Origin of the sequence: Aestuariivivens marinum (assembly GCF_022662175.1) — a bacterium.
Classification (GTDB): domain Bacteria; phylum Bacteroidota; class Bacteroidia; order Flavobacteriales; family Flavobacteriaceae; genus Aestuariivivens; species Aestuariivivens marinum.
Genome location: NZ_JAKMCR010000001.1, coordinates 873,255 through 896,179, shown reverse-complemented (window position 1 = coordinate 896,179; position 22,925 = coordinate 873,255). Strand labels below are relative to the sequence as shown.

General features: G+C 35.0%; 21 protein-coding genes and 2 tRNA genes. 10 read left to right on the top strand and 13 right to left on the bottom strand.

Features of this window, described 5'->3' with window-relative positions; all coding sequences use genetic code 11:
* Window positions 1-40 precede the first annotated feature (40 nt).
* Entirely contained in the window at window positions 41-1,384 is a 1,344-nt protein-coding gene (gene gdhA / locus MR053_RS03850) for an NADP-specific glutamate dehydrogenase (RefSeq protein ID WP_242131133.1), read from the bottom strand.
* A 201-nt stretch (window positions 1,385-1,585) separates the two neighbouring features.
* Between gdhA and MR053_RS03845 the strand changes: the two genes are divergently transcribed.
* The gene (locus tag MR053_RS03845; RefSeq protein WP_242131132.1) at window positions 1,586-2,416 is read left to right on the top strand and encodes a THC0290_0291 family protein; all 831 of its coding nucleotides are present in this window, start codon (window positions 1,586-1,588) and stop codon (window positions 2,414-2,416) included.
* A 35-nt stretch (window positions 2,417-2,451) separates the two neighbouring features.
* Here MR053_RS03845 and MR053_RS03840 read toward each other — a convergent pair whose 3' ends face one another.
* On the bottom strand, window positions 2,452-2,925 hold the full coding sequence (locus MR053_RS03840; RefSeq protein WP_317221703.1) for a DinB family protein: 474 nt from the start codon (window positions 2,923-2,925) through the stop codon (window positions 2,452-2,454).
* A gap of 130 nt (window positions 2,926-3,055) precedes the next feature.
* Here MR053_RS03840 and MR053_RS03835 point away from each other — a divergent pair, with 130 nt between their 5' ends.
* A complete protein-coding gene (locus tag MR053_RS03835; RefSeq protein WP_242131131.1) occupies window positions 3,056-3,403 on the top strand; it encodes an arsenate reductase family protein in 348 nt (115 codons plus the stop codon).
* 127 nt (window positions 3,404-3,530) lie between these two features.
* Here MR053_RS03835 and MR053_RS03830 read toward each other — a convergent pair whose 3' ends face one another.
* The 6 genes from MR053_RS03830 to MR053_RS03805 all read right to left on the bottom strand — a co-directional run bounded on the left by MR053_RS03830 (window position 3,531) and on the right by MR053_RS03805 (window position 7,834).
* Window positions 3,531-3,719: a hypothetical protein gene (locus MR053_RS03830; protein ID WP_242131130.1), complete on the bottom strand. Its 189-nt coding sequence runs from the start codon at window positions 3,717-3,719 to the stop codon at window positions 3,531-3,533.
* Window positions 3,720-4,021: 302 nt separating this feature from the next.
* Window positions 4,022-4,093 (bottom strand) — tRNA-Arg (locus MR053_RS03825).
* Window positions 4,094-4,447: 354 nt separating this feature from the next.
* Window positions 4,448-5,956 (bottom strand): hypothetical protein, encoded by a 1,509-nt coding sequence (locus tag MR053_RS03820; RefSeq protein ID WP_242131129.1) that lies wholly within the window; start codon window positions 5,954-5,956, stop codon window positions 4,448-4,450.
* Window positions 5,957-5,979: 23 nt separating this feature from the next.
* The gene (locus MR053_RS03815) at window positions 5,980-6,603 is read right to left on the bottom strand and encodes an outer membrane beta-barrel protein (protein WP_223549876.1); all 624 of its coding nucleotides are present in this window, start codon (window positions 6,601-6,603) and stop codon (window positions 5,980-5,982) included.
* Window positions 6,604-6,611: 8 nt separating this feature from the next.
* Entirely contained in the window at window positions 6,612-7,145 is a 534-nt protein-coding gene (locus MR053_RS03810) for a T9SS type A sorting domain-containing protein (protein WP_223549878.1), read from the bottom strand.
* A gap of 332 nt (window positions 7,146-7,477) precedes the next feature.
* Window positions 7,478-7,834 (bottom strand): DUF3088 family protein, encoded by a 357-nt coding sequence (locus MR053_RS03805; protein ID WP_242131128.1) that lies wholly within the window; start codon window positions 7,832-7,834, stop codon window positions 7,478-7,480.
* A gap of 317 nt (window positions 7,835-8,151) precedes the next feature.
* On the opposite strand from MR053_RS03805, the gene MR053_RS03800 reads away from it, so the two are divergent.
* Both MR053_RS03800 and MR053_RS03795 read left to right on the top strand, forming a co-directional pair.
* A complete protein-coding gene (locus tag MR053_RS03800; RefSeq protein ID WP_242131127.1) occupies window positions 8,152-9,102 on the top strand; it encodes an NmrA/HSCARG family protein in 951 nt (316 codons plus the stop codon).
* 170 nt (window positions 9,103-9,272) lie between these two features.
* Window positions 9,273-10,523 (top strand): T9SS type A sorting domain-containing protein, encoded by a 1,251-nt coding sequence (locus MR053_RS03795; RefSeq protein WP_242131126.1) that lies wholly within the window; start codon window positions 9,273-9,275, stop codon window positions 10,521-10,523.
* 169 nt (window positions 10,524-10,692) lie between these two features.
* On the opposite strand, the gene MR053_RS03790 is transcribed toward MR053_RS03795, so the two are convergent.
* A complete protein-coding gene (locus MR053_RS03790) occupies window positions 10,693-10,932 on the bottom strand; it encodes a hypothetical protein (RefSeq protein WP_242131125.1) in 240 nt (79 codons plus the stop codon).
* A gap of 269 nt (window positions 10,933-11,201) precedes the next feature.
* On the opposite strand from MR053_RS03790, the gene MR053_RS03785 reads away from it, so the two are divergent.
* Window positions 11,202-11,468 (top strand): DUF2492 family protein, encoded by a 267-nt coding sequence (locus MR053_RS03785; RefSeq protein ID WP_242131124.1) that lies wholly within the window; start codon window positions 11,202-11,204, stop codon window positions 11,466-11,468.
* A 467-nt stretch (window positions 11,469-11,935) separates the two neighbouring features.
* Window positions 11,936-12,829, top strand: a complete 894-nt coding sequence (locus MR053_RS03780) for an alpha/beta fold hydrolase (protein WP_242131123.1) — start codon at window positions 11,936-11,938, stop codon at window positions 12,827-12,829.
* A 176-nt stretch (window positions 12,830-13,005) separates the two neighbouring features.
* Here MR053_RS03780 and MR053_RS03775 read toward each other — a convergent pair whose 3' ends face one another.
* Together MR053_RS03775 and dinB are read right to left on the bottom strand one after the other, a co-directional pair.
* Window positions 13,006-15,963: a DNA polymerase III subunit alpha gene (locus tag MR053_RS03775; protein ID WP_242131122.1), complete on the bottom strand. Its 2,958-nt coding sequence runs from the start codon at window positions 15,961-15,963 to the stop codon at window positions 13,006-13,008.
* A 2-nt stretch (window positions 15,964-15,965) separates the two neighbouring features.
* Window positions 15,966-17,180: a DNA polymerase IV gene (dinB, locus tag MR053_RS03770; protein WP_242131121.1), complete on the bottom strand. Its 1,215-nt coding sequence runs from the start codon at window positions 17,178-17,180 to the stop codon at window positions 15,966-15,968.
* A gap of 52 nt (window positions 17,181-17,232) precedes the next feature.
* Between dinB and MR053_RS03765 the strand changes: the two genes are divergently transcribed.
* A complete protein-coding gene (locus MR053_RS03765) occupies window positions 17,233-18,000 on the top strand; it encodes an XRE family transcriptional regulator (protein ID WP_242131120.1) in 768 nt (255 codons plus the stop codon).
* A gap of 80 nt (window positions 18,001-18,080) precedes the next feature.
* Here MR053_RS03765 and MR053_RS03760 read toward each other — a convergent pair.
* Both MR053_RS03760 and rseP read right to left on the bottom strand, forming a co-directional pair.
* A tRNA-Asn gene (locus tag MR053_RS03760) sits at window positions 18,081-18,154 on the bottom strand.
* Between the two features lie 69 nt (window positions 18,155-18,223).
* Window positions 18,224-19,567: an RIP metalloprotease RseP gene (gene rseP / locus MR053_RS03755; protein WP_242131119.1), complete on the bottom strand. Its 1,344-nt coding sequence runs from the start codon at window positions 19,565-19,567 to the stop codon at window positions 18,224-18,226.
* Between the two features lie 172 nt (window positions 19,568-19,739).
* Here rseP and MR053_RS03750 point away from each other — a divergent pair, with 172 nt between their 5' ends.
* The 3 genes from MR053_RS03750 to feoB all read left to right on the top strand — a co-directional run bounded on the left by MR053_RS03750 (window position 19,740) and on the right by feoB (window position 22,923).
* On the top strand, window positions 19,740-20,408 hold the full coding sequence (locus MR053_RS03750) for an SCO family protein (protein WP_242131781.1): 669 nt from the start codon (window positions 19,740-19,742) through the stop codon (window positions 20,406-20,408).
* A gap of 189 nt (window positions 20,409-20,597) precedes the next feature.
* A complete protein-coding gene (locus tag MR053_RS03745) occupies window positions 20,598-20,831 on the top strand; it encodes a FeoA family protein (protein WP_223551919.1) in 234 nt (77 codons plus the stop codon).
* Window positions 20,824-22,923: a ferrous iron transport protein B gene (gene feoB / locus MR053_RS03740; protein WP_242131118.1), complete on the top strand. Its 2,100-nt coding sequence runs from the start codon at window positions 20,824-20,826 to the stop codon at window positions 22,921-22,923. Before MR053_RS03745 ends, feoB begins: the two co-directional genes overlap by 8 nt.
* The last annotated feature ends 2 nt before the right edge of the window (window positions 22,924-22,925 follow it).

The window sequence follows — 22,925 nt, the reverse complement described above, 5'->3', positions numbered from 1 at the left end:
CCTAAAATTAGGAGGCTTAAAACTGATATTAATCTTGAGATTAAACAATTCCTTGAGCTAACATGGCATCGGCTACTTTTACAAAGCCTGCAATATTGGCTCCTTTTACATAGTCGATATAGCCATCTTCTTCGGTACCGTATTCAATACAAGACTGATGGATATCCGACATGATTTCCTTTAATTTGTTATCTACTTCGCTTCTAGTCCATTTGTACCTTAAGGAGTTTTGGGTCATTTCCAATCCAGAAGTAGCCACACCTCCAGCATTGGATGCCTTTCCTGGTGCAAATAAAATTTTTGCATCATGGAAAACATGTACTGCCTCCATGGTTGAAGGCATATTGGCACCCTCACTTACACAAATACAACCATTGTCCACTAACGTTTTAGCGTCTTCTTCATTTAATTCGTTTTGAGTAGCACAAGGAAGGGCTATATCACATTTAACTCTCCATGGCGTTTCGCCTTTTACAAATTTAGCTTTAGGGTACTGGTCAATATATTCACTAATCCTTCCTCTCTTTTCATTTTTTAGGTGCATCACAAACTTTAATTTATCAGCATCTATACCTTCTTCATCATAAATATATCCTGAAGAATCAGATAAGGTTAGTACTTTTGCTCCTAACTGTAACGATTTTTCTGCTGCATATTGTGCCACATTACCAGAACCTGAAATAACCACTTCTTTTCCTTCAAAACTATCGCCTTTAACTTCCAACATGTTCTGTGCGAAATACACAGTACCATATCCAGTGGCTTCTGGTCTAATTAAAGACCCTCCCCAGGACAAACCTTTACCAGTTAACACACCCGTAAACTCATTTCTTAGCTTTTTATACATCCCGAAAAGGAATCCTATTTCACGCGCACCTACACCAATATCTCCTGCAGGAATATCTGTGTTCGCCCCAATGTGCCTAAATAGCTCACCCATGAAAGCATGGCAAAAACGCATGATTTCATTGTCGCTTTTACCTTTAGGGTCGAAATCGCTTCCACCCTTACCGCCACCCATTGGTAATGTGGTAAGACTATTTTTAAATACCTGCTCGAAAGCTAAAAATTTTAAAATACTTTGGTTAACCGTTGGGTGAAAACGTAAACCCCCTTTGTAAGGGCCAATAGCCGAATTCATTTGAATCCTATAACCTCTATTTACTTGTATTTCTCCTTCATCATCTACCCAACACACTCTAAAGCTTATAACTCGTTCTGGTTCTACCATTCTTAATAGAATGTTTTTACCATAATATATGTCATGTTCAACAATATAAGGAATTACAGTTTCAGCAACTTCCTCAACAGCTTGTAAAAACTCTGGTTCATTACCATTACGTTGTTTTACAAGATCCATAAATGCTTCAATGTTATTTTTCATCTATGCAAAAAATTAAAAGTAATTAATAATACGCGTTTTTTTGATGCGCAAATATACGTTATCTTTAAAATTTACGTTATTTTTTTTTGAATTTCGTAATAAACTTTGTCTATGGGCTATAGACAACTTTACTCTTATTTGAATGTTAAATGGGTTTTTATATCTTTGTTTATGTAATTCCCCAATAGAAATACCGATAATATGCTTAGCTTAAAACGCTTTTTTACAGTATTTTTCGTAGTAGTCTTCGGTTCAATAGCGCATTCTCAACTTGGGTTTTCACATGAAATAGGTGTTATAGCTGGCCCTGTTGAGTTTCGAGCGGACTTTGGAAGTCGTTTTGATGAAGCAACTAATTTAGGGAACTCAGGTATTGGTATTGGCATTGTTCACTACATAAACTTTGCTTATCGTGCCGATTGTAATTGTTATTCTACCGACACCTATTTTAATGACCATTTTAAACTACGAAATGAAATATCTTGGAACTATACTGTTTTAGACCACCACGGGGAGTGGGTAAGACCAATATATACATCACCTGATGCCGATAAGTTGAGAGCTCACCATGGTGTTGCCGAAAATTTCGATATAGGTACTCAAATTGAGTATTTTCCAAGAAGCATTAGATCGTTTCAAGCGTTTAGTTATTTGTTGGCACCTTATGTAAGTTTAGGTATTCATTATACCTCATCTTCTCCACAAGCCAGTACAACTTATGGTGACGGAAATGTTTTTGATGGCAGAAATATTTATCAATTTTGGTATCAAAACGACAGTTTATTACCTCCACTACAGCCAGGAGAAACTCGCCAATATCCTATTAACACAAATTCTTTTTCCGATTGGTCCATGGTAACCAGTGTTGGGGTACGTTATAAAATTGGAGTACTGTCTGATTTACTATTGGATTTGCGTTGGCAACTTTATTTTAACGATTGGGTTGATGGATTTAACCACAAGCTCAGCTATAACAAATTTAATGACTGGCTTATATGGTTAAATTTTGGCTATATTTATTACCTAGACTAAACAACAAGTTATTTCTAATTTGAAATACAAACAATTCATTTTTTAATTGCCTTTAAAAGGGCTAAGACATAGCCGTAATGTAGGCCTTCATGAATAGCTACAAACTGCAAAGCTTCATCTACATTGTTTAAGATATTTCCTGTAGTAGAAACAGTGTAAGGATTATAATTTTTAAAAACCCCTTTATTATAATCAGTTTTAGTTTTCTGAATAGTTGAAACCAATAAGTCTTTTATCTTATTTACTTCCTCTTGATTTAAATCACCTTCTGGTTTACTCCCTTTTCTATATTTATTAATCATATCCTCTGAAAGGGTCGATTCCAACCCCGATAATTTATAGACTAATAACTGTTCTGAAACCACTACATGTGCAATGTTCCAAATAATATTATTGTTAAATCCCATTGGAACTTTATTTAGATCCTTAAGGGTATTGTTCTCTATTATTTCTTTAAAAATTACTCGGGTATTATTTAAAACTTGAAACACAAAATCCATATTATTCATTTTTTCGATAAAAGTACATGAATTTTTTTATTTGAAAATTCACAAAAAACAAATGAAAAAAATATTTAGACTAACAAAGTGGTTACTAAAGTAATAGTTAAATTTGCCCTTTAGATATATATTATATAGAATGAAAAAAGTATATTATTTAAAGACCTGCAGCACCTGTATTAGGATCTTAAAAGAATTGAATTTATCTACAGAATTTATTTTACAGGATATTAAAACCGAAGCCATAACCGTAAAGCAATTAGAAGAAATGAAAGCCCTTACCGGAAGCTATGAAGCCTTGTTCAGCAAACGTGCGAAATTATACAAGGAAATGGACTTAAAAAATCAGGCTCTAAAGGAGAAGGATTATAAGCACTATTTGCTTGAACACTATACATTTTTAAGTCGACCCGTATTTGTAATTGATAATGATATTTTTATAGGTAATTCTAAAAAAACTGTTGAAGCCGTGAAAGCGGCTTTGTAAAACAGGTCCTCTAACATTAAAACTAATACATTAAATCTTTTACTTTCAATAATAAAAGCGGCTAAGTTTATTGCATAAAAAAAGTCCAACATTTACGGTTGGACTTTTGTGTTTTTGTCAATATAATTTAAGAGCCCTTTTTTTCAATCGACATGTTAATTAAAATAGCCATAAGAACCCAAATTATCCAAGTTTCACCATGGGTCATTTCATAATCAGCTCCCGCTAACCGTGCTATTGTAAGAACAATGTAAATAATAATTGGTGAAAGAATAAGTGACACTAAAAGATTAATAACGGTTTTTTTAATATCCATAATTTCAAGTATTAGTTAGTCTTGTAAATATACTGAAATTTCTATAATATAAGTTTTTATGAGATAATTTATTATGTGGCTTTTATAATTGCTCTCTTTTTGAAGTTTAAGGTCTATTGAATTTGAAAGAGGTTATTATACTCATGAGAATGATACATATTCCTCATTTTTGAATTCCTTTCAATCAAATTAGATTATCAAAATCTGTTGAAATACTAATTGATGAAAATTTTAAGTAAACAGAAAAGACATAAAACGGAAAAGACCTGTTTAACAAAACAAGTCTATATAAATAATTCCAGTGACTCCACCAGGATTCGAACCTGGATCTAAAGTTTAGGAAACTTTTGTTCTATCCCTTGAACTATGGAGCCATTAGGCAGCAAACATACTAAAGTTAATTAAAACAAAAAAGCCCCAATAATTGTATCAAGGCTTTTTATTTTTACTCCCTCTGTATTTTTATAAACACAAATTCAAAAAACGCCCTCTGGAAACACATTTGTACAATAAGGTTTAAAAAACATGTACAAGAAAAGATATGTCTTGAGGATAAGTTTTTTATACTTGGACTTTTATTTAGACTTTTATAGATCAATTCAATCCATACCCTACCCTTTAATCTCCAATGCTATACTTTAATTTCTTCACAAGAGCGCTTTAAATTTCTATCTTGTAATTATTAGCTTTAAGCCCACGTATGAGGTTCCCATATTTAGCAATCAGGCTTATTTTACAAGCAAGAATTTAAATGTCACTGGGGTTTGTAAAGTTACAGGAATATTTCTTGGGTTAAATAAGATTACCTGAACATTAGCTTGTCCGTTACCATCAATACTCTGTAAATAAACCGATAATATACAACCCTGTAGATCAATATCGGCAGAGGCAAGAAAAATATCGCCCATTTCAAAGGCTTTGTCTGCCGGAGGGTCAATCTTTAAACTATTTGGTGAATACCATGCAGAATTAGGCCCAATAACCCCGTTACTTCCCACAGGAATATTAAAAGAGCCATCGGCACTTGTTGAAACCGGTGGTGAGATTATGGTAATATTACCCGGTGTATTTTCAATTACTATGCCTGTACCAGCAGTAAGGGTTGTTAAATTAAATTCATTGGTAGTACCATCTCCAATTAAGATTTCACCATCTCCAACAGCTGATGCATCGAGACCGGTACCCCCATTCTCAACCGCTAAGATATCGGTCACTTTAGTTGATAGGTTTATCGTATTGTTTGCAATATCTTCGTTAAGAATCGTTTCATTTAAAATCTCAGAGGTCTCAACAGCACCCTCAGAAATGTCTTCCGCTAGAATCGTTTCATTTAAAATCTCGGAAGTCTCAACAGCACCCGTAGAAATGTCTTCCGCTAGAATCGTTTCATTTAAAATCTCGGAGGTCTCAACAGCTCCTTCGGAAATGTCTTCGGCTAGAATCGTTTCATTCAAAATCTCGGAAGTCTCAACAGCACCCTCAGAAATGTCTTCCGCTAGAATCGTTTCATTTAAAATCTCAGAGGTCTCAACGGCACCCTCAGAAATGTCTTCCGCTAGAATTGTTTCATTCAAAATCTCGGAGGTCTCAACAGCACCCTCTGAAATGTCTTCCGCTAGAATCGTTTCATTTAAAATCTCAGAGGTCTCAACAGCACCTTCCGAAATATCTTCGGCTAGAATTGTTTCATTCAAAATCTCGGAGGTCTCAACAGCACCCTCTGCGATATCTTCGGCAAGAATTTCTTCATTGAGTATTTTTTCAGTTGTAATAGCATCATCGGCAATATCGTCTGTATAGAAAGAATAAGGTACTGCCATAAACTTTTGATTGCTCACTATTTTGAAATTGCCGTCATTTTTAGTTGAGATTTCAACCTTTAAGAACTGGTCTGCCTCAATCCATGGAATATCCAGTAACCTAGAATAGGTCGAACTAGACACAACACCTTTTCCTATAACTAAGCTAAACAGACCATAGGCATCTGTCGTTGTTACGTGAGTTTCTTCCCATTGAACCGCTCCTTCAAGCCCTTTTGTAATAGTAAATCGAACACCTATTTCTCTATTATATAATGGTTTTGCTTCTATATCAAGACCAACAATTTCTTGGGTTTCATCGTTAAGTGCCACAGCTTGATAATTAATGCCGTCTAGGTTACCGATGCGCTGTGCTGAAACGAAATTAGCAGCGATACTAAAAGTTACAATTAATAAAATATATTTAAATTTTTTCATGACAATCAAATTAATGTTTTCTACTATTCCGTTAAATTAAAGGCAAGACCCAATGAGATCCCAAAGCTTCTGTTGGCTGTCGTCTGACCCGAATCTTCTTCTATATTACTTAGTCCAAATAGATATAGCCCTTCTGCATAGGCCGATATGAAATTAGAAATTTTAAAGTTAAGCCCAATATTTCCTATAAGTCCAAAATCTGATTTTTTCAATATACCGGACTCAGTAATATTGAACTCCTCGTTATTTAAAACTTGAGTACCACGCAATAAATGACCATAGTAGGCATTAAGGACGGCATACGGACTGAACATACGTCGTTTTAACATATAACCGCCTCCAACTTTTAGTTCTGCATATTCCAAGCGCCATGAGTAATTCGTATTATCATATACGTAATTAGCTCCTCCATTACGTTTTCCCAAACCTGCTTTTAGCATAATATTATTCTCAAAAATATTACGGTATCCTATACCGTAAGCACCCGTAAATATGGATTGATAATCTGAATTTAATTTGTTGTTATCACTGTCCACAAACTTAAAAGTGCTTGCTAATTGAGATGCCTCAATGGTAAAACTTGGCTCTTGAGCGATACTTGAAAGCGATATAAAAGCCACTGTTAGGGCGAGTATAATTCTTTTCATATTAATGCTTATTTAGATATTATTAATTTACTGACCAATTGTTTATTACTATCATCTTGAACTTTCATTAGATATATGCCTGTGGCCCATGAACTGCAGTTTATGACATGCTCTTCTAGGCTCTGAACTTCATGATCATAGATAATATGCCCCTGTACGTTGGAAATAAGGATAACTGCCTTTTTTAATGCCTCCGTACTTTTTAGGGTAATACTGTAACTAGAGGGGTTAGGAAATATTTTAATATTCAATTCTTCAACATCGTTTTGGGCTACCTTTTCAATTTTAAAGCTCACCGGTTGCAGAAAACCTTGTGTCACATTGATGTTTATGCTATTACTGGTATTGTAGCTTTGCCCAATGGTTTGAGCATAATAGTAATCATCTCCGGTAACAGTTGTCCCATAACTTGAAATACTTTGTCTTATGATTGTTTGAGAGTAGCTAAAAGATGAGAACAACATTATAATAACACCTACATTTAAAAGCTTTGTTTTAAATTTAAGTTTTTCTGATAATGGATAAATATCTGGTCTTATCATAGTTATGAAATTAAAAAGCAAATAAAGATAAAGGATAATTCCCTTTGTTATTTATATTAACAAGATTATTAGACGATATGACATATCTTTCAGATATTATACGCCCTTTTGAAAGGTTTTTGAGTCATTTTTTGACAATATGCAAGAATATATTTCCTTTTTTTATCCTTAAAATAATGACTATTAAAGGTAAAAAAAGGGTGTTTTGGGAGTATTTTGTAGGATTAATTAATCTATCTAGAAACTAGTTTGTATAGTATTAAACCTATTTGACTTTAATACAACTTCGTTTAAATTACAATAAACCATATACAATAAAAGATTTGATAAAATCATGGATGTGGTTTTCCAATCCCATACTTATCTGTAAAATAGCGCACAATGAGTTCTTTTTTATTAACAAATAAATATCCTTTTAAACTCAAGAAATAACTTGTGTCTAAACCAACACTATCATCTTTACTTATCACAAGGTTAGGGCACCCTTGGTTTTCTTCTCCAACAAGTTCAACCAATTTATGTCTAGGTCTGGGAAAATCTATATAAATGACCTCTAGTTTGTCTTGTAATTGTGTATAATATGAAAGAACACCTTCTATCATGGCGCAATGAGGGCAATAAAACAATTGCTCTGTCCCATCAACATTGGCGTCTTTAAAGTTTGGTTTTAATAAAAAGAGTTTCTCCATTAACTTAGCATTTAATCCTATAATAATTTTTCAAGTATGTGTTTAAAAATTTAATTGTAATATTTTAAAGATACAGATTTTATAAAACTCAAATCTTAAACAAAAAAGCTTCATAATTTAAGTTAAGGCTTTCCATTTACCTTCCTTTTTCCTGCATAATATTTTTTCATTAAATTAGTAATCAAACCAATAGAACATTTTTTATGTTGTTAAAAAACAATAGCGCAAGTAGCTGAAAACACAAACTACTATGAAAGTCTCTTTTTAAAATTAAGAAAAATCAAAAAAAGTAAAATGTAAAAAATAAAAAAATAAAAATGGAAAACAAAAAAATCATTACAGTATTTGGGGCAACAGGTGCCCAAGGTGGCGGACTTGTAAATGCTATTATGGCAGACCGCAACTCAGACTATAAAGTAAGAGCAGTAACTAGAAACTCCCAATCTGAAAAAGCAAAGGCATTGTCACAAATGGGAGCAGAAGTAGTAGAAGCAGATATTAATAACGTTAAGAGTATTGAAAAGGTATTAAAAGATGCAAAAGCGGCATACTTTGTTACTTTTTTTTGGGAACATTTTTCTGCTGAAAAAGAGTACCAACAAATTAAAAACTTTATACAGGCAGCTAAAGGAGCAGATTTAGAACATATTGTTTGGTCAACCCTAGAGGATACCAGAAACTGGGTGCCATTGGATGATAACCGAATGCCAACTCTACAAGGCCACTACAAAGTACCTCATTTTGATAGCAAAGGTGCAGCAGACAAGCTTTTTTCTGAAGCTGGTTTGCCCGTTACTTTTTTAAGAACCTCGTTTTACTGGGACAACTTCATCCATTTTGGAATGGGCCCTCAAAATGGTGGAGATGGGAACTACTATATAGCATTTCCAATGGATGATAAAACATTGGCAGGTATGGCTGCCGAAGATATTGGTAAATGTGCATATGGCATATTCAAGAGGGGAAATACATTTATTGGTAAAACCGTTGGCATTGTTGGTGAGAAGTTAACCGGAAATGAAATGGCCTCCAAACTGTCTGAAGCATTGGGTATTAATGTGATTTACAATAATGTAAGTCCCGAGACCTATCGTAATTTTGGTTTTCCTGGAGCAGACGATCTAGGTAACATGTTCCAGTTTAAGAGGGATTTTAATAATGATTTTAATGCTGTTCGTGACGAGGCCTTGTCGTTGGAACTAAACCCAGAAATGCAAAATTTCGACAAATGGCTTTCCAAAAACGGATCACAAATACCAATAAATTAAAATAGACTATAGCATTAATTTAATCCTGAATTACTGTATAAAAAAGTCAAAAAAAGTCCAATTTTGATTTAAGCTATTATTTATTTGAAAATAAAAGCGTCTAATTGATATATATCATTGTAGCTATTGATGATTTCATGGACATTTAGCATTATTTAATACTAAATGTCATGAAAAATATTGCTTTATTTTTTATTGGATTTTTCTGTATTACGGCATTTATTTTTGCTCAAAACGCAGAGCTTAAAATCTATTTTGAAGATCATTATGTTGGCGGACTTGCCAGTGATGGAGATAACATTTGGGTTGGCGTGGACAATACCCTTGTGAAAATGGAAAAATCTACTGGGCAAACTATAGTTAGCTATACGCTTCCAATATCGAACTTAGACCCTGATCCAATAAATAGGCACGCTTATAAAATTTTATTGGATAGTAACGGATTGGCATGGGTAGTATGCACGCCTTTTCCCTATCTGGAAAAATTTAATGGAGACAATAATTGGACGGAAATACCAGTTCCAGGACTCTTTACAGGCATTGTCGTTGACAAAGACGACAAGATTTGGGTAACAGCACATAATGATTTATATGAGTTTGATGGAACAGAATTGATAGGTTATGATTGGTCGAATACAGGAATGACATTGTCAGCGTTTTTCTCAATTGCAGTCGACGATCAAAATAATAAGTGGTTAGGTTTAACAAGTGGATTTATCTATCCGGGGCGGGCAATGCCACCAATGTATTTGGTTAAATTTGATGGCGTGCAATTTACCATGCTCACAACTGATTGTCTAAATCAGGTTGAGGGCATGATTTATTCCATTGATATTAGCACTGAAGGCATTGTCTGGATGGGGACAATTGGTAATGGATTGATCTCTTTTGATGGAACCAATTGGGAAGTTTACAATTCTTCTAATTCAGGATTACCACATGACTTACTCTGGAATGTTACTGTTGAAGGAGCAAATATCATCTGGATGTCAACCGAAAGTGGATTGACACGCTTTGATGGGATTACCTGGGAAACGTTTAATGTGGACAATTCCATTATGCCTTCCAATACCATTAATTCCATTTTAGTTGACGACAATGGAACGAAATGGGTTGGGACTGATAAAGGACTTATTTCCTTTTCGGGAAACGCTTTAAGTGTTTCCAATGAACCGAATTTTGGAGTTCAATTTAATTTATTTCCCAATCCTGTAAATGATTTTATAACGTTGAAAATGCCATTAGAGGTTACAGATTCAACAGTGGAGATTTACAATACTTTGGGTAAATCCATGAAATCATTTAAGGCATTGGAAAAAACCATTAACATAGATGTGAGCACTTTTGCAAATGGCCTGTATTTTATCAGATTACAAACCGCTAATGGTGTGGCTATTAAAAAATTTGTAAAGCAAAATTGATTATAATTTTTATGGATTAACTACCTCTATAGTAAATTAAACAAAAAAGCCACTCACTTTGGGAATGACTTAGGTGCGCTTTGCTCCAACTAATATTGTTTTGTCGAATCAATTCAATGAAGAATTATTGAGTTTAGCCTCATTTTATTTTACAGGATGATGTTTAATCTTAACTAAGCTTACCCGTCATTGCTGCGCCCAGTAATACAATTAAGAGAATTCCTAACACGACAGCAACAGTTATAATTAAAGTAGCTACAAAAACGATTATCCAACAACCTTTATTCTCAGACTCTTTACTTCTTTTCCCCAGACCAAATCTATAACCAAAAAACATTAATGGAAATAGAATACCAAAGAAGAGAATAATTAATATTAATAATATATGACCAAAATGAAAATTATTCATGTTTTTATCTTTTTGTTGTCTAGGTTTTAAAAGTATGGAAATTATTAATAGAAAGTGTAGATAAAAAAAACAGCCAAATGATGAGTGGTTTTCTTTGGATGCTCCCCTCTCATCAATTAAATCGTTCTAGAAAAAAGAAATTGTTATTTGTTTAGTAAGTATTCGAGATGACAATTATCATATAACGATATTAATAAAATTAAGACCTTTACATGCACTCAATAGAAAACATATATCAAAGATAAGACATTTAACAATTAGCAAAACACATGAATAATATTAGGCATATACATGAGGTGATTTTTTTAATCGAAAAAAGCAATGAACAATGGACACCAGAAGAACTAATAGAAGCTATAAGTAATACTTGGGGCAAAGATGTTCACTTTGGCTCATGCTCTGGAAATGCCTTCCCAAAAGAAAATGCACTCGATTTTCTTATAAACCGCCAGAAAGTAGTCTTATCTCATGAGGGGAAAGTACTTCTCCATCCTACCATGCATATCTGTAACGGACATAAAGAATTTCAAGGTTAAAATTATGTATCCATTAAACAAATAACTAGATGTATACAAAACCTTTTGATTCCTATGAAAAATACTCCCCAAGTCCTCCAAAGTAAATAATAACTATTCTTAACTAAAAAAAGCTGGTATGTTGGCAATTCTAAAATTTAAAGCACATAATGCATACAATGCAGTTATTTATAAAGTGTAGTTGGGTTTAAACTACAGTTGTAATTTAGGCTTTAAAGCTCCCCCCCCCTTATACTTTTTGTCGAACCCTTCAATGAGAATATGGTGAAATTAGCTTTATTCTATGATAATGTTTATCATGATTATTAGCAGTTGCCTAACGAAAAGCATCTAAATTATATGCTAAACTTGCCTGTCGGCAGATAGGGAGGGGGGGGTACACAGGCCTAACCTAAATGGGTTTATTAAAGGGGGTTGGTTTGTAAATTTTCATTATCTTAAGGCTTAAGTATTTAAATAATGTAATTATGAAAATAATCATTCAAATTTCAATTGTATTGACCACAATTTGTTCTTTTGGACAAACAGAATATTTCATAACAAGTAAAGACCAAACTAAGATTCATATTAATGAATTTGGGGCTGGCGAACCTATTGTTATTTTGGCTGGGGGTCCTGGGCTAAACGCTGTTTATTTAAAACCTGTGATAGACAGTCTTTCATACCACTATAAGTGTATTGTTTTAGACCAGCGAGGAACAGGAAAATCAATACTTAATAAAGTTGATTCTACAGCTCTAACTATGGCAAATTATGTTAATGATATAGAAGCTTTACGAAAGCATTTAAAATTAGCCCAAATTAAAATCATTGGACATTCATGGGGTGCAATGTTAGCAATGGAATATGCATCAAGAAAACCAGACAACATTAGCAGTTTAATATTATTGAATCCTGGAGGGCCAACTAATAGTTTTACTACATATTATGGCGATAATATTGCGATGAGATTACATAAGGAAGATATCGAAGAAGCTACATCGCTTAATAAATCAGGAAAATCGAACTTAAGTGCAATTTTTCCAGGATATTTTTTTGATAGAGAAAAAGGTTTGGAGGCCAAAACCAAGATAGACTTTAATACTTTGTTTGGGCAACCTGGTGGTATAACTGGAATTGCTTTTAAAAATTATTATTCAAATCAATCTAGAAGAATCAATCATTTAAGAAATTACATGGGTGATTCTAGTATTATTATTGGCCGACAAGACCCTGTTGGTGAATCTGTGATATTTGAAATTAAAGAAGTAATACCACAATTAGAGATTAATATAATTGAGAAATGTGGACATTTTCCCTGGTTAGAGAATGAAAGTCAAGCTTTAGAGTTTTATAATTTGTTATTTAGTTCATTAGAATAGAAACCCCACACATTTAATACTATTCTAAAGCCAAATAAAGGAGCCTGCTTTGTTTTTTGTGGCTATAGAACTGAAGTTTGACCACCTTCAAATGAAAAAAATTGTTGTGGTACAGCACAAAAAAAGCCTCACATTTCTGTAAGGCTTTTAATTTTGCTCCCCTAATATTATTTTGTTTAGTTCATCCTAGGGTCGGGCTTTAAAGCTAATTTCCTTGTTGCTATTACCTCAATACTATAAAATCCAAACTCTTCAATCACCTTCCCTATACATTCATACACACCAATTCCATGAATTGGATATCTGTCCACAGTATTGTGGAAATGTACTGTATCGAAATAACTCCCTTTTATGTCTACAAAAGTGCAAAACCGCATGAGTTTCCCATTGGCTCCCTTATGGAACCTCGTATTTACCAACTTGCCATAAAGCAGTACTTCCCTATGGACATGGTCTTTCATGCCCTTGGCAAGTATATGTTTCTTAAGTTCCTCATTGATTAAATCAAAATAATTGCAAAGAGGAAATCCCAAAAGCTCCATTTGGTCATAGGATTCTTCAACTTTACCATAATTGAATTCAGGTAATTTATAGGATTTATGTTGGATTTTAAATAACGGATTCTGTATTGTTCTGTTTCCATTCTTATTGAGTTTAAAAATGGCATCCCAGAGCAATTGTGTCTTTGGTATCTCAGTAAACCTGAAGGCTCCTATTCTTATAAGTATTGTAAGTTGTTCAATACTTATATTTACCCTGTCTATAAAATCATCCAAGGATTTGTACTCTCCGTTCAATTGCCTTTCAGTCAAGAACCTTTGTATGGTGTAGTGCTCCAGGTTCTTTAGGTAACCAAAGCCTAAAAAAATATCTCTTCCCATTATCCTGTTGGGGTGGTCGCTCCTGTTTATACAGGGAGCATGTACTTTTCCCCCGCACATTTTGGCTTCATGGATATAGTGTTCAGTACTATAGAATCCCCCGCCATTATTAAGTACAGCCACCATAAATTCCAAAGGATAATAACACTTCAGATAAAGGCTCTGGTAGCTCTCTACTGCATAGGAAGCTGAATGTCCCTTGGCAAAGGCATACCCTGCAAAACTTTTTATCTGGTTCCATACCTCAAAGGTCAACTCGTCATCATGCCCTTTTTTTCTGCAATTTGAAATAAACTTTTCTTCAACAGCTATAAATTCAGCCCTTGACCTATACTTCCCGCTCATACCCCTTCTCAGTACATCAGCCTCTCCAAGGTTGAGGCCCGCAAACCTACTTGCTACCTTTAGTACATCTTCCTGATAGACCATAATTCCATAGGTCTCAGGCATGATTTCCAAAAGAATAGGGTTTGCCTGTTTTCTTCTCTCTGGATTGCGTTGCCTCTTGATGAATTCCTGTTTCATACCTGAACTGGAAACCCCAGGTCTAATTATAGAACTTGCCGCTACCAATCCCAAATAATCCTGTGTCTGTAGTTTCTGCATCAATCCTCTCATAGCTGGCGATTCCACATAATAAGCCCCCGTGGCCTTACCCTCTTTAAGAAGCGCATTCACCTTTGGGTCTTTTTTGAACCTTTCAACCTCTGTGATATCAATAGGTGGTAAATCTGGTCTGTTGTATTTTATGATATCCAAAGCATCCTTGATTTTAGCCAACCCTCGTTGTCCAAGGATGTCAAACTTGAAAATACCAACATCCTCAGCTATGACCATATCAAACTGTACCGTTGGGAATCCTTTTGGAAGTAAATCGGTAGCTGAGTAATAATGGATTGGCTTATCAAGAATCAATACCCCACATGAATGCACACTAATATAGTTTGGAAATCCATGGATGAGCTTACCGTAATTGACCACCAATCTCCCTAATTCATCCAGCTCAACTTTGTTATACTTTCCTGTACTTATCTTATCTATCTCTTCTTTGGGCATTCCAAAAACTTTACCCAATTCCCTGACCACGGCCCTATACTGGAAGGTGTTATAGGTTCCCAACAAGGCTACATTATCATATCGCTCAAAGATATATCTGGTCACATCATCCCTTTCTTTCCATGAAAAATCTATGTCAAAATCTGGAGGTGATGTTCTGTAAGGGTTTATGAACCTTTCAAAATAGAGATCCAGTTCAATAGGGTCCACGTCAGTTATTCCTATGATGTAAGCCACTATACTGTTGGCCCCACTTCCCCTTCCCACATGTACATAGCCATTGTTTTTGGAATACTGGACAATATCATGGTTAATTAGAAAATAGGAAACAAAGCCAAGCTGCTTTATGGTCCTTAGCTCCCTTTCGATCCTTTCAAGGACCTTCGCATCTGGGTTTGGATACCTTTTGGGCAAACCTAGCTTACATAGTTTTTGCAACAGTTTGAAATCGGCATCTGTAGAGTCCAGAAAAACACTCTGGTTTTGGGATATCCTATCGCCATCAAAACTAAAACGGATATCACACTCGGACATCAATCTTTCAGTATTTTCAAGGATATGCGGAAAGAGCTCAAATTTCTCTTGCAATTCCTCCATTGGCAACATTCTCTCATTTATGCTACACTGCTCTGAGGCATCTAATTTGCTTAACAAAGTATTCCTGTCTATGGCCCTTAGCAACCTATGGGCATTGAAATCTTTCTTGTTCCTTATCGTAACCTGTTGCTGAACCACCAATCTATCGATTTGTTCTTTATAATTTGTAAAAGGCAATCTCTTAAGGTCTTCAATATTAATACCAATAAATTCATTCTCCCTGAAGTGTTCCTTTTCCAGTTTCATGACCTGTTCAAAAGGATAGACTACATAGGCGTTCCTGAATTCTGGAGCGTTTTCAGGTAAGGGCTTTTTCCCATGGGAAAAAGAAGAAAGAAACCTGTTTAGTTCAAAGAAACCCTCATTGTTCTTGGCTAGGCCAACATACAACTGATTGGCTCCATTCCTGAAATCTATACCTACTAAAGGTCTAACACCAAAAACCTTTGCTCTTCTTATAAAGTTCAGGCAGGCAGAAGTGTTATTTATGTCTGTCAAGGCAAGGCTCTTTACCTCATTTTTTACAGCAAGTTCCAATAGCTCATTCTCAGAGAAAGCACCAAAACGCATGGAATAGTATGTATGACAGTTCAGGTACATCCCTATTGGTTTCTATGTGCCAAAAGTATCGGTGGTTCTCCGTTGAAAGGGTTTGTAAACCTTCCTATGTTCCCAGCTCCTATGGCAGCTGCCCTTTGTAGACTATGCTCTCCGAACCTATTGCGTATTCTGTCCATGGCACCATAAAGCCTCAACATCTCTTCTGTATCATCAAATAGGTTTATCTGGTAGTTTCCGCTGACAAGACTGCTGAACCTAACACCGACCAGCCTAATTAGCAACCTTCTTTCATAAAGCTTGTCGAACAATTCCAAGGCCTTTGGGATGATAACATGGTCTGCACTGGTGTAGGGAACCTTAACCTGTTTGGTATAAGTGTTGAAATCAGAATACCTAATCTTTACTGCTATACAGGATGTCAGTTTATCACCCCGTCTCAGCTGGAAAGCTAAATTCTCAGCCATTGCAAAAATGGTCGTCCTCAGCTTTATCATATCAATGGTATCCTTGCCAAATGTCCTTTCAGTTGAAATAGATTTCCTTTCATAATAAGGAATAATAGGAGAATTGTCTATCCCTAGAGCTCTTCTCCAAATGGTCCTTCCATTCTCTCCCAGTACGCTTACCATCATTTCCAGCGGCATTTCCTGAACTACTTTAACCTTATCTATTCCCAGGTTTCTTAATACCTGATAGGTTTTGTCACCAACTGAAGGAATCTTTCTAATAGACAGTGGAGCTAGAAAGGGTTTTTCAAATCCATGGTCTATCCTCATCTGGTTATTTGGCTTGGCCTCACCTGTGGCTATTTTTGAAACCACTTTATTGGCCGAGAGACCAAAGGAAATTGGCAAACCTGTTTCCCTTATAATGGTCTGCCTCAGTTCTGATGCAAACTTATAGGAGCCAAAGAATTTGTCCATGCCACTAAGGTCAGCATAAAATTCATCCACACTGGCTTTCTCAAATACTGGAACTCTATTCTTTATGATTTCTGTGACGGTCTTTGAATACTTAGTATAGGTTCCAGCATTACCCCTTATGACAACAGCTTCAGGACAAAGTCTTCTTGCAACCTTCATTGATATCCCAGAGTGTACCCCGAACTTTCTGGTTTCATAGCTACAGGCGGCCACAACACCTCTATCACCTGTCCCACCGACCAATATGGGCCTGAACTTCAAGCTGGAGTCAATGAGCCGTTCACACGACACAAAAAAAGTGTCCAAGTCCAAATGTAAAATCTGTTGTTTCATATCACAAAATTAGCTACATTTGTTAGCATTTATTGCTCATATTTGTAGCATTATGAAAATTATAAGTAAGAACATACGACACCTTAGAACACTAAAAGGCCTCTCACAAGAGCTATTTGCTGAAGAATTAGGGGTGACAAGGTCAAGGATTAGCGCCTATGAGGAGAACAGGTCTTCACCGACAATTGAAATGCTTATCAAGTTCTCTGATTACTTTAAAATACCTGTGGATATCCTTATTAGGAATGACCTGACAAAAGCTATAGACACATCCTTCATTGAAGTTGGCAACAAGAGAATCCTTTTTCCCATAGCTGTAAATGAGAACAATGAGGATTTGATTGAAATAGTACCTGTGAAGGCTTCTGCCGGATATCTTGCTGGATACGATGACCCTGAATATATTGAGCAACTTGACAAGATTAAATTACCGTTCATTCCTACTGGTAAGCACAGAGCCTTCCCCATTAAAGGTGACTCCATGCTGCCAATGAAGGATGGCTCCTATATAGTTGGTAGGTTTACAGATAATATAGATGATATAGTAGATGGGAAAACCTATGTTCTTTTGACCCTAAATGAAGGAATGGTATACAAGCGTGTCTATAGCAAAATAGAGGAAAACGGGATGCTCCTCTTGGTGTCTGACAATACTAATTATAAGAACTATGAGGTGCATATAAGTGAGGTTTTTGAGCTTTGGGAGTTCACTTGCAGTATCAATACACAGGAATACTCAATGCAAGAGCTTAAAATTAGTAGTATTTTGAATATGTTTAATAGCCTAGGAGTTGAGCTTGAAGCTTTGAAAAAACTTTAATATTTGGATAAAAGGCTGGATAAAATAAATGTTATAAAAAAACAAAAACCTTAACTTCAATTAGTTAAGGTTTTATTTTGCTCCCCCTCTTGGGCTCGAACCAAGGACCCTTTGATTAACAGTCAAATGCTCTAACCAACTGAGCTAAGGAGGAATGTTTTTCGCTTTTGCGAGCGCAAATATATATTAATTTTTAATTACTACAAATTTAATAATTAAAAAATTAATTAAAAATAGCCTTAAAAATATCATTCCCATTGGCAAATAAAACCAAAGCTATTAAAATAATAAATCCTACCATTTGAGCATACTCCATAAATTTATCGCCAGGTTTTCTGCCAGATACCATTTCATAAAGTAAAAACATAACATGGCCCCCATCTAAAGCAGGTATTGGCAATAAATTAAGAACGCCTAACATAATTGACAAAAATGCTGTTAACATCCAAAAATCTACCCACGACCATGAGGATGGGAAAATATCATAAATTGCCTTAAATCCACCTAATCCTTTATAGGCTCCTGTCTTAGGATTGAAAATGGCCTTTAACTGGTCGAAGTAAGAAAAGATCATCTTTGTAAATTTATCGGCTCCTACCACTATGCTTTCCGAAAAAGAGTATTCCTTTCTAACAATTTGAAAATACCCTAATTCTGCCATACGTTTTTCACTGATTCCTGGAAAAATTCCAAATTTACCTTCATCGTCAACCCTTAAGTTAAGTGAAATTTTTTCGTCCTCTCTTAATATTTCAACTGGAACCATTTGTCCTTTAAGCCCTTTCAGCCTCGGCTTTAATTCATCAAAATAGGTTAACGGTTCATTATTAATAGAAAGAAACAAATCACCCTTTTTTATATTTACATCCTTATTTACAGATTCCTTATCAACTTTACCTACCATAAAAGGCACCCTTAAGTCAAACAAGCCATATTCTCTTTTAGAAGTAGATAATTGCCCCAAAAAATCCTCGGGTAAGTCAATAGTAATATCCTCTCCTTGTCTATTTACAGTAATTGATTTTGCTGCAATTATATTAGACCTGATTTCTGATTCGTTTTCAATTTTTTCTCCATTAATCGCTACAACATTATCTCCTGTTTTAAAACCTAGGTCAAGTAAAAAAGGATTCTCAATTGAAAAACCTCCTTTAAGGCTATTTAAGGAAATATCGGTATCGCCATAACTGAAGGATACAAAAATGTATATAATTAACGCTAAGATAAAATTAACCGTAACACCTCCTAACATAATAATTAAACGTTGCCATGCTGGTTTTGAACGAAATTCCCAAGGCTGTGGCGGTTGAGCCATTTGCTCAGTGTCCATGCTTTCATCTATCATCCCAGATATTTTAACATAACCCCCCAAAGGCAACCAACCAATACCATAAACAGTATCGCCAATTTTCTTTTTAAATAGTGAGAACTTCACATCAAAAAACAAGTAGAACTTTTCTACACGTGTTTTAAATGCCTTTGCAGGCAGAAAGTGGCCTAACTCATGTAATACAATTAACAGGGAAAGGCTCAATAGAAATTGGGTTATTTTTATAACAAACTCCATAAATCTTCAGTCAATTTTTTATAATCGCACAAAAGTAAGCTTTTAAAGCTAGTTTAAAAAAGATATTTATAAGACACAGACGCTTTTAACACGAATTTAAGTATCATTAATTCTTTTCCCGATGGCTCTTTCATTGTACTTTTGCAACAATTTAATGTCTCAAAACAATAAAATGCTGTCGTTTTTCAAGGTCTATAAAAAGTTTGCTATCGTTTTTGCCATACTTTCCATTATCATTATTGTTATTATTTACAATACTTTAAACATCTACCAGCCACTGCCTATTTATCAACCTACCATGGTAAGCACAGAATTAGTAGATAGCACCATTCAATACCAAAAAAAATATCATAAAATAGCCGACTTCTTATTGACCAACCAAAATGGAAAAACCATTACCCAAGCGAATTACAAAGACAAAATCTATGTAGCCGATTTCTTTTTTACTACATGCCAGACCATTTGTCCCATTATGACCGATCATATGGCAAGCATTCAAAAGGAAATTATAAATGATGATGAAGTACTATTATTATCACATACCGTTACTCCAGAAATTGATACTGTAGCACAGTTAAAACGCTATGCCGTTGAGAAAGGAGTAATTGATAGAAAATGGAACTTGGTTACCGGAAATAAAGAACAGATTTACAATTTGGCCCGTAAAAGCTATTTGGCTGTAAAAGACAATCCCTATACTGGAAAATATGACATGATACATACCGAAAACTTTATGCTCATTGATAAAAAGCGACAAATACGTGGGTTTTACGATGGTACAAAACCTGAAGACATCGACAAACTCCTTAAGGATATCAAACACTTAAAAAAAGAAAAATAAAGTGCTATTGAAAAGTTGCCAAAGTTGTTTAAGTCTTTATTTACTAAAGAAGCTTCAAGAACCTCGGCTCCCAAATTAAAGTTCTGAATACTTTATAGCCATGGAATTTTTAAAAACTTTGAACTTGAAACTTTGAACTTGAAACTAATTGACTTACTTTTGCTTCTTTAAAATCAATCTAAATAAGCCTTGCAGTATACCATAGCACATCTTAAGCGCGGCGAACGCGGTATTATTACCAATGTATCTTCTAAATCAATTCCCTTAAAGTTATTGGAAATGGGCTGCTTACCTGGCAATATAGTCGAACTTGTTCAAGTAGCACCTTTTCAAGACCCCATGTACCTAAATATTAACGGATCACATTTAGCGATTAGAAAAGAGACTGCGATTCATATTCAAATTGAAAAAATAAATGGGTAAACAAATAAATGTTGCTTTAATTGGAAACCCAAACACGGGAAAAACCTCTGTCTTTAATGCTCTAACTGGCTTAAACCAGAAAGTAGGTAATTACCCTGGAATAACGGTTGAAAAAAAAGAAGGCATCTGCAAATTACCCCGTGGTGTTAAAGCGCATATAATAGACCTCCCTGGAACTTATAGCTTAAATGCCTCATCGCTTGATGAAAATGTGGTTATAGAACTTTTGCTCAATAAAAAAGACAAAGATTTCCCAGATGTAGCTGTTGTAGTTAGTGATGTTGAAAATTTAAAACGTAACCTGCTGCTTTTTACCCAAATTAAGGATTTGGAAATTCCAACTATTCTGGTCATAAACATGGCAGACAGGATGGACTACAAAGGTATTTCGTTAGACATTGCTTATTTAGAAGAACGCCTCAATACAAAAATAGCATTAGTAAGCACCCGAAAAAAGGAGGGCATCGATGTACTTAAAGAACTAATTACCAATTACAAAGAAATTTCAGTTACACCGTGTTTGGACACTTCAGAAATTGACAAAGATTATTTTGACAATCTGCGTAAGGCCTTCCCCAATCAATTACTCTATAAACTCTGGCTGGTTATTACTCAGGACGTGAACTTTGGAAAAACAGAGCGAAAGGAAATTGAAGACGTGTCCTCTTTTAAGACTAAAAGCAAAGTAGATTTAAAACGACTTCAACAAAAGGAAACTATAAAACGTTACCAGTTTATTAATGATGTTCTAAAAGTAGGGCAAACCATTGATTTAAAAAGTGCTAAAGATTTACGCATTAAATTAGACAGGATTATTACGCATAAAGTATGGGGTTATCTTATTTTTGGAGTCATCCTGCTTACCATTTTCCAAGCCATTTACGATTGGTCCAGTGTACCAATGGATTTTATTGATAGTACTTTTGCTTCCCTCAGTGAATGGACCAAAAATCAACTCCCTGCCGGCGCATTTACCAATTTATTGGCAGAAGGCATAATCCCAGGGCTTGGTGGCATTGTTATTTTCATTCCCCAAATCGCATTCCTTTTCTTATTCATTTCAGTTTTGGAAGAAAGTGGATATATGAGCCGTGTTGTATTTTTAATGGATCGCATTATGCGTCGTTTTGGTTTAAGCGGAAAAAGTGTTGTTCCTCTAATTTCGGGAACAGCTTGTGCCATTCCAGCCATTATGGCAACCCGAAATATTGAAAGTTGGAAAGAACGGCTTATTACTATTTTAATTACCCCTTTCACTACCTGCTCGGCAAGGCTTCCCGTATACTTAATTATTATTGCCCTCGTAATTCCAGAAGGGCGTTTTCTTGGTTTGGGATATCAGGCCTTAACCTTAATGCTTCTCTATTTAATAGGATTTGGAACAGCTGTCATTTCGGCTTACATCCTCAATAGGATATTAAAAATTAAAAGTCGTACCTTTTTTGTGGTTGAAATGCCCAATTATAAATTACCACTTTTTAAAAATGTGGTATTCACGGTTGTCGAAAAAACAAAATCTTTTGTGTTTGGTGCTGGTAAAATTATTTTAGCTATTTCCATAATTTTATGGTTTTTGGCATCATACGGCCCTAATGAAAATTTTAACAATGCAGAAAACATAGTTAAAACCAAATTAGCCGATAAAAATATAACTGAAGACGAACTACAGCAAAAAATAGCTTCCCATAAATTGGAACACTCCTTTATAGGTATTACCGGAAGAACCATCGAACCACTTATACGCCCCTTAGGCTACGATTGGAAAATAGGCATAGCCATAGTAAGTAGCTTCGCTGCACGGGAAGTATTTGTTGGCACATTGGCAACCATTTACAGTGTGGGTAGCGATCAAGAAGAAACCATAAAAAATAGGATGGCAGGTGAAATAAACCCTATTTTAGGGGGGCCGTTGTTTAATTTTGCTTCAGGTATTTCACTCTTACTTTTTTATGCCTTCGCCATGCAGTGCATGAGCACCTTGGCCATTGTAAAACGTGAAACCAATAGCTGGAAATGGCCTGTTTTACAACTGGCTATCATGAGTAGTTTTGCCTATATTGTTGCTTTAATTGCATATCAATTTTTGAAATAATA

Coding starts and splice junctions, on each gene's coding strand:
- feoB (WP_242131118.1), top strand. CDS start 20,824: ATGGGTAAACAAATAAATGTTGCTTTAATTGGAAACCCAAACACGGGA.
- MR053_RS03820 (WP_242131129.1), bottom strand. CDS start 5,956: ATGAAAAAATTTAAATATATTTTATTAATTGTAACTTTTAGTATCGCT.
- MR053_RS03765 (WP_242131120.1), top strand. CDS start 17,233: ATGAAAATTATAAGTAAGAACATACGACACCTTAGAACACTAAAAGGC.
- MR053_RS03795 (WP_242131126.1), top strand. CDS start 9,273: ATGAAAAATATTGCTTTATTTTTTATTGGATTTTTCTGTATTACGGCA.
- gdhA (WP_242131133.1), bottom strand. CDS start 1,384: ATGAAAAATAACATTGAAGCATTTATGGATCTTGTAAAACAACGTAAT.
- dinB (WP_242131121.1), bottom strand. CDS start 17,180: ATGAAACAACAGATTTTACATTTGGACTTGGACACTTTTTTTGTGTCG.
- MR053_RS03780 (WP_242131123.1), top strand. CDS start 11,936: ATGAAAATAATCATTCAAATTTCAATTGTATTGACCACAATTTGTTCT.
- rseP (WP_242131119.1), bottom strand. CDS start 19,567: ATGGAGTTTGTTATAAAAATAACCCAATTTCTATTGAGCCTTTCCCTG.
- MR053_RS03830 (WP_242131130.1), bottom strand. CDS start 3,719: ATGGATATTAAAAAAACCGTTATTAATCTTTTAGTGTCACTTATTCTT.
- MR053_RS03750 (WP_242131781.1), top strand. CDS start 19,740: ATGCTGTCGTTTTTCAAGGTCTATAAAAAGTTTGCTATCGTTTTTGCC.
- MR053_RS03835 (WP_242131131.1), top strand. CDS start 3,056: ATGAAAAAAGTATATTATTTAAAGACCTGCAGCACCTGTATTAGGATC.
- MR053_RS03805 (WP_242131128.1), bottom strand. CDS start 7,834: ATGGAGAAACTCTTTTTATTAAAACCAAACTTTAAAGACGCCAATGTT.
- MR053_RS03845 (WP_242131132.1), top strand. CDS start 1,586: ATGCTTAGCTTAAAACGCTTTTTTACAGTATTTTTCGTAGTAGTCTTC.
- MR053_RS03790 (WP_242131125.1), bottom strand. CDS start 10,932: ATGAATAATTTTCATTTTGGTCATATATTATTAATATTAATTATTCTC.
- MR053_RS03840 (WP_317221703.1), bottom strand. CDS start 2,925: ATGAATAATATGGATTTTGTGTTTCAAGTTTTAAATAATACCCGAGTA.
- MR053_RS03810 (WP_223549878.1), bottom strand. CDS start 7,145: ATGATAAGACCAGATATTTATCCATTATCAGAAAAACTTAAATTTAAA.
- MR053_RS03815 (WP_223549876.1), bottom strand. CDS start 6,603: ATGAAAAGAATTATACTCGCCCTAACAGTGGCTTTTATATCGCTTTCA.
- MR053_RS03775 (WP_242131122.1), bottom strand. CDS start 15,963: ATGTACCTGAACTGTCATACATACTATTCCATGCGTTTTGGTGCTTTC.
- MR053_RS03800 (WP_242131127.1), top strand. CDS start 8,152: ATGGAAAACAAAAAAATCATTACAGTATTTGGGGCAACAGGTGCCCAA.
- MR053_RS03785 (WP_242131124.1), top strand. CDS start 11,202: ATGAATAATATTAGGCATATACATGAGGTGATTTTTTTAATCGAAAAA.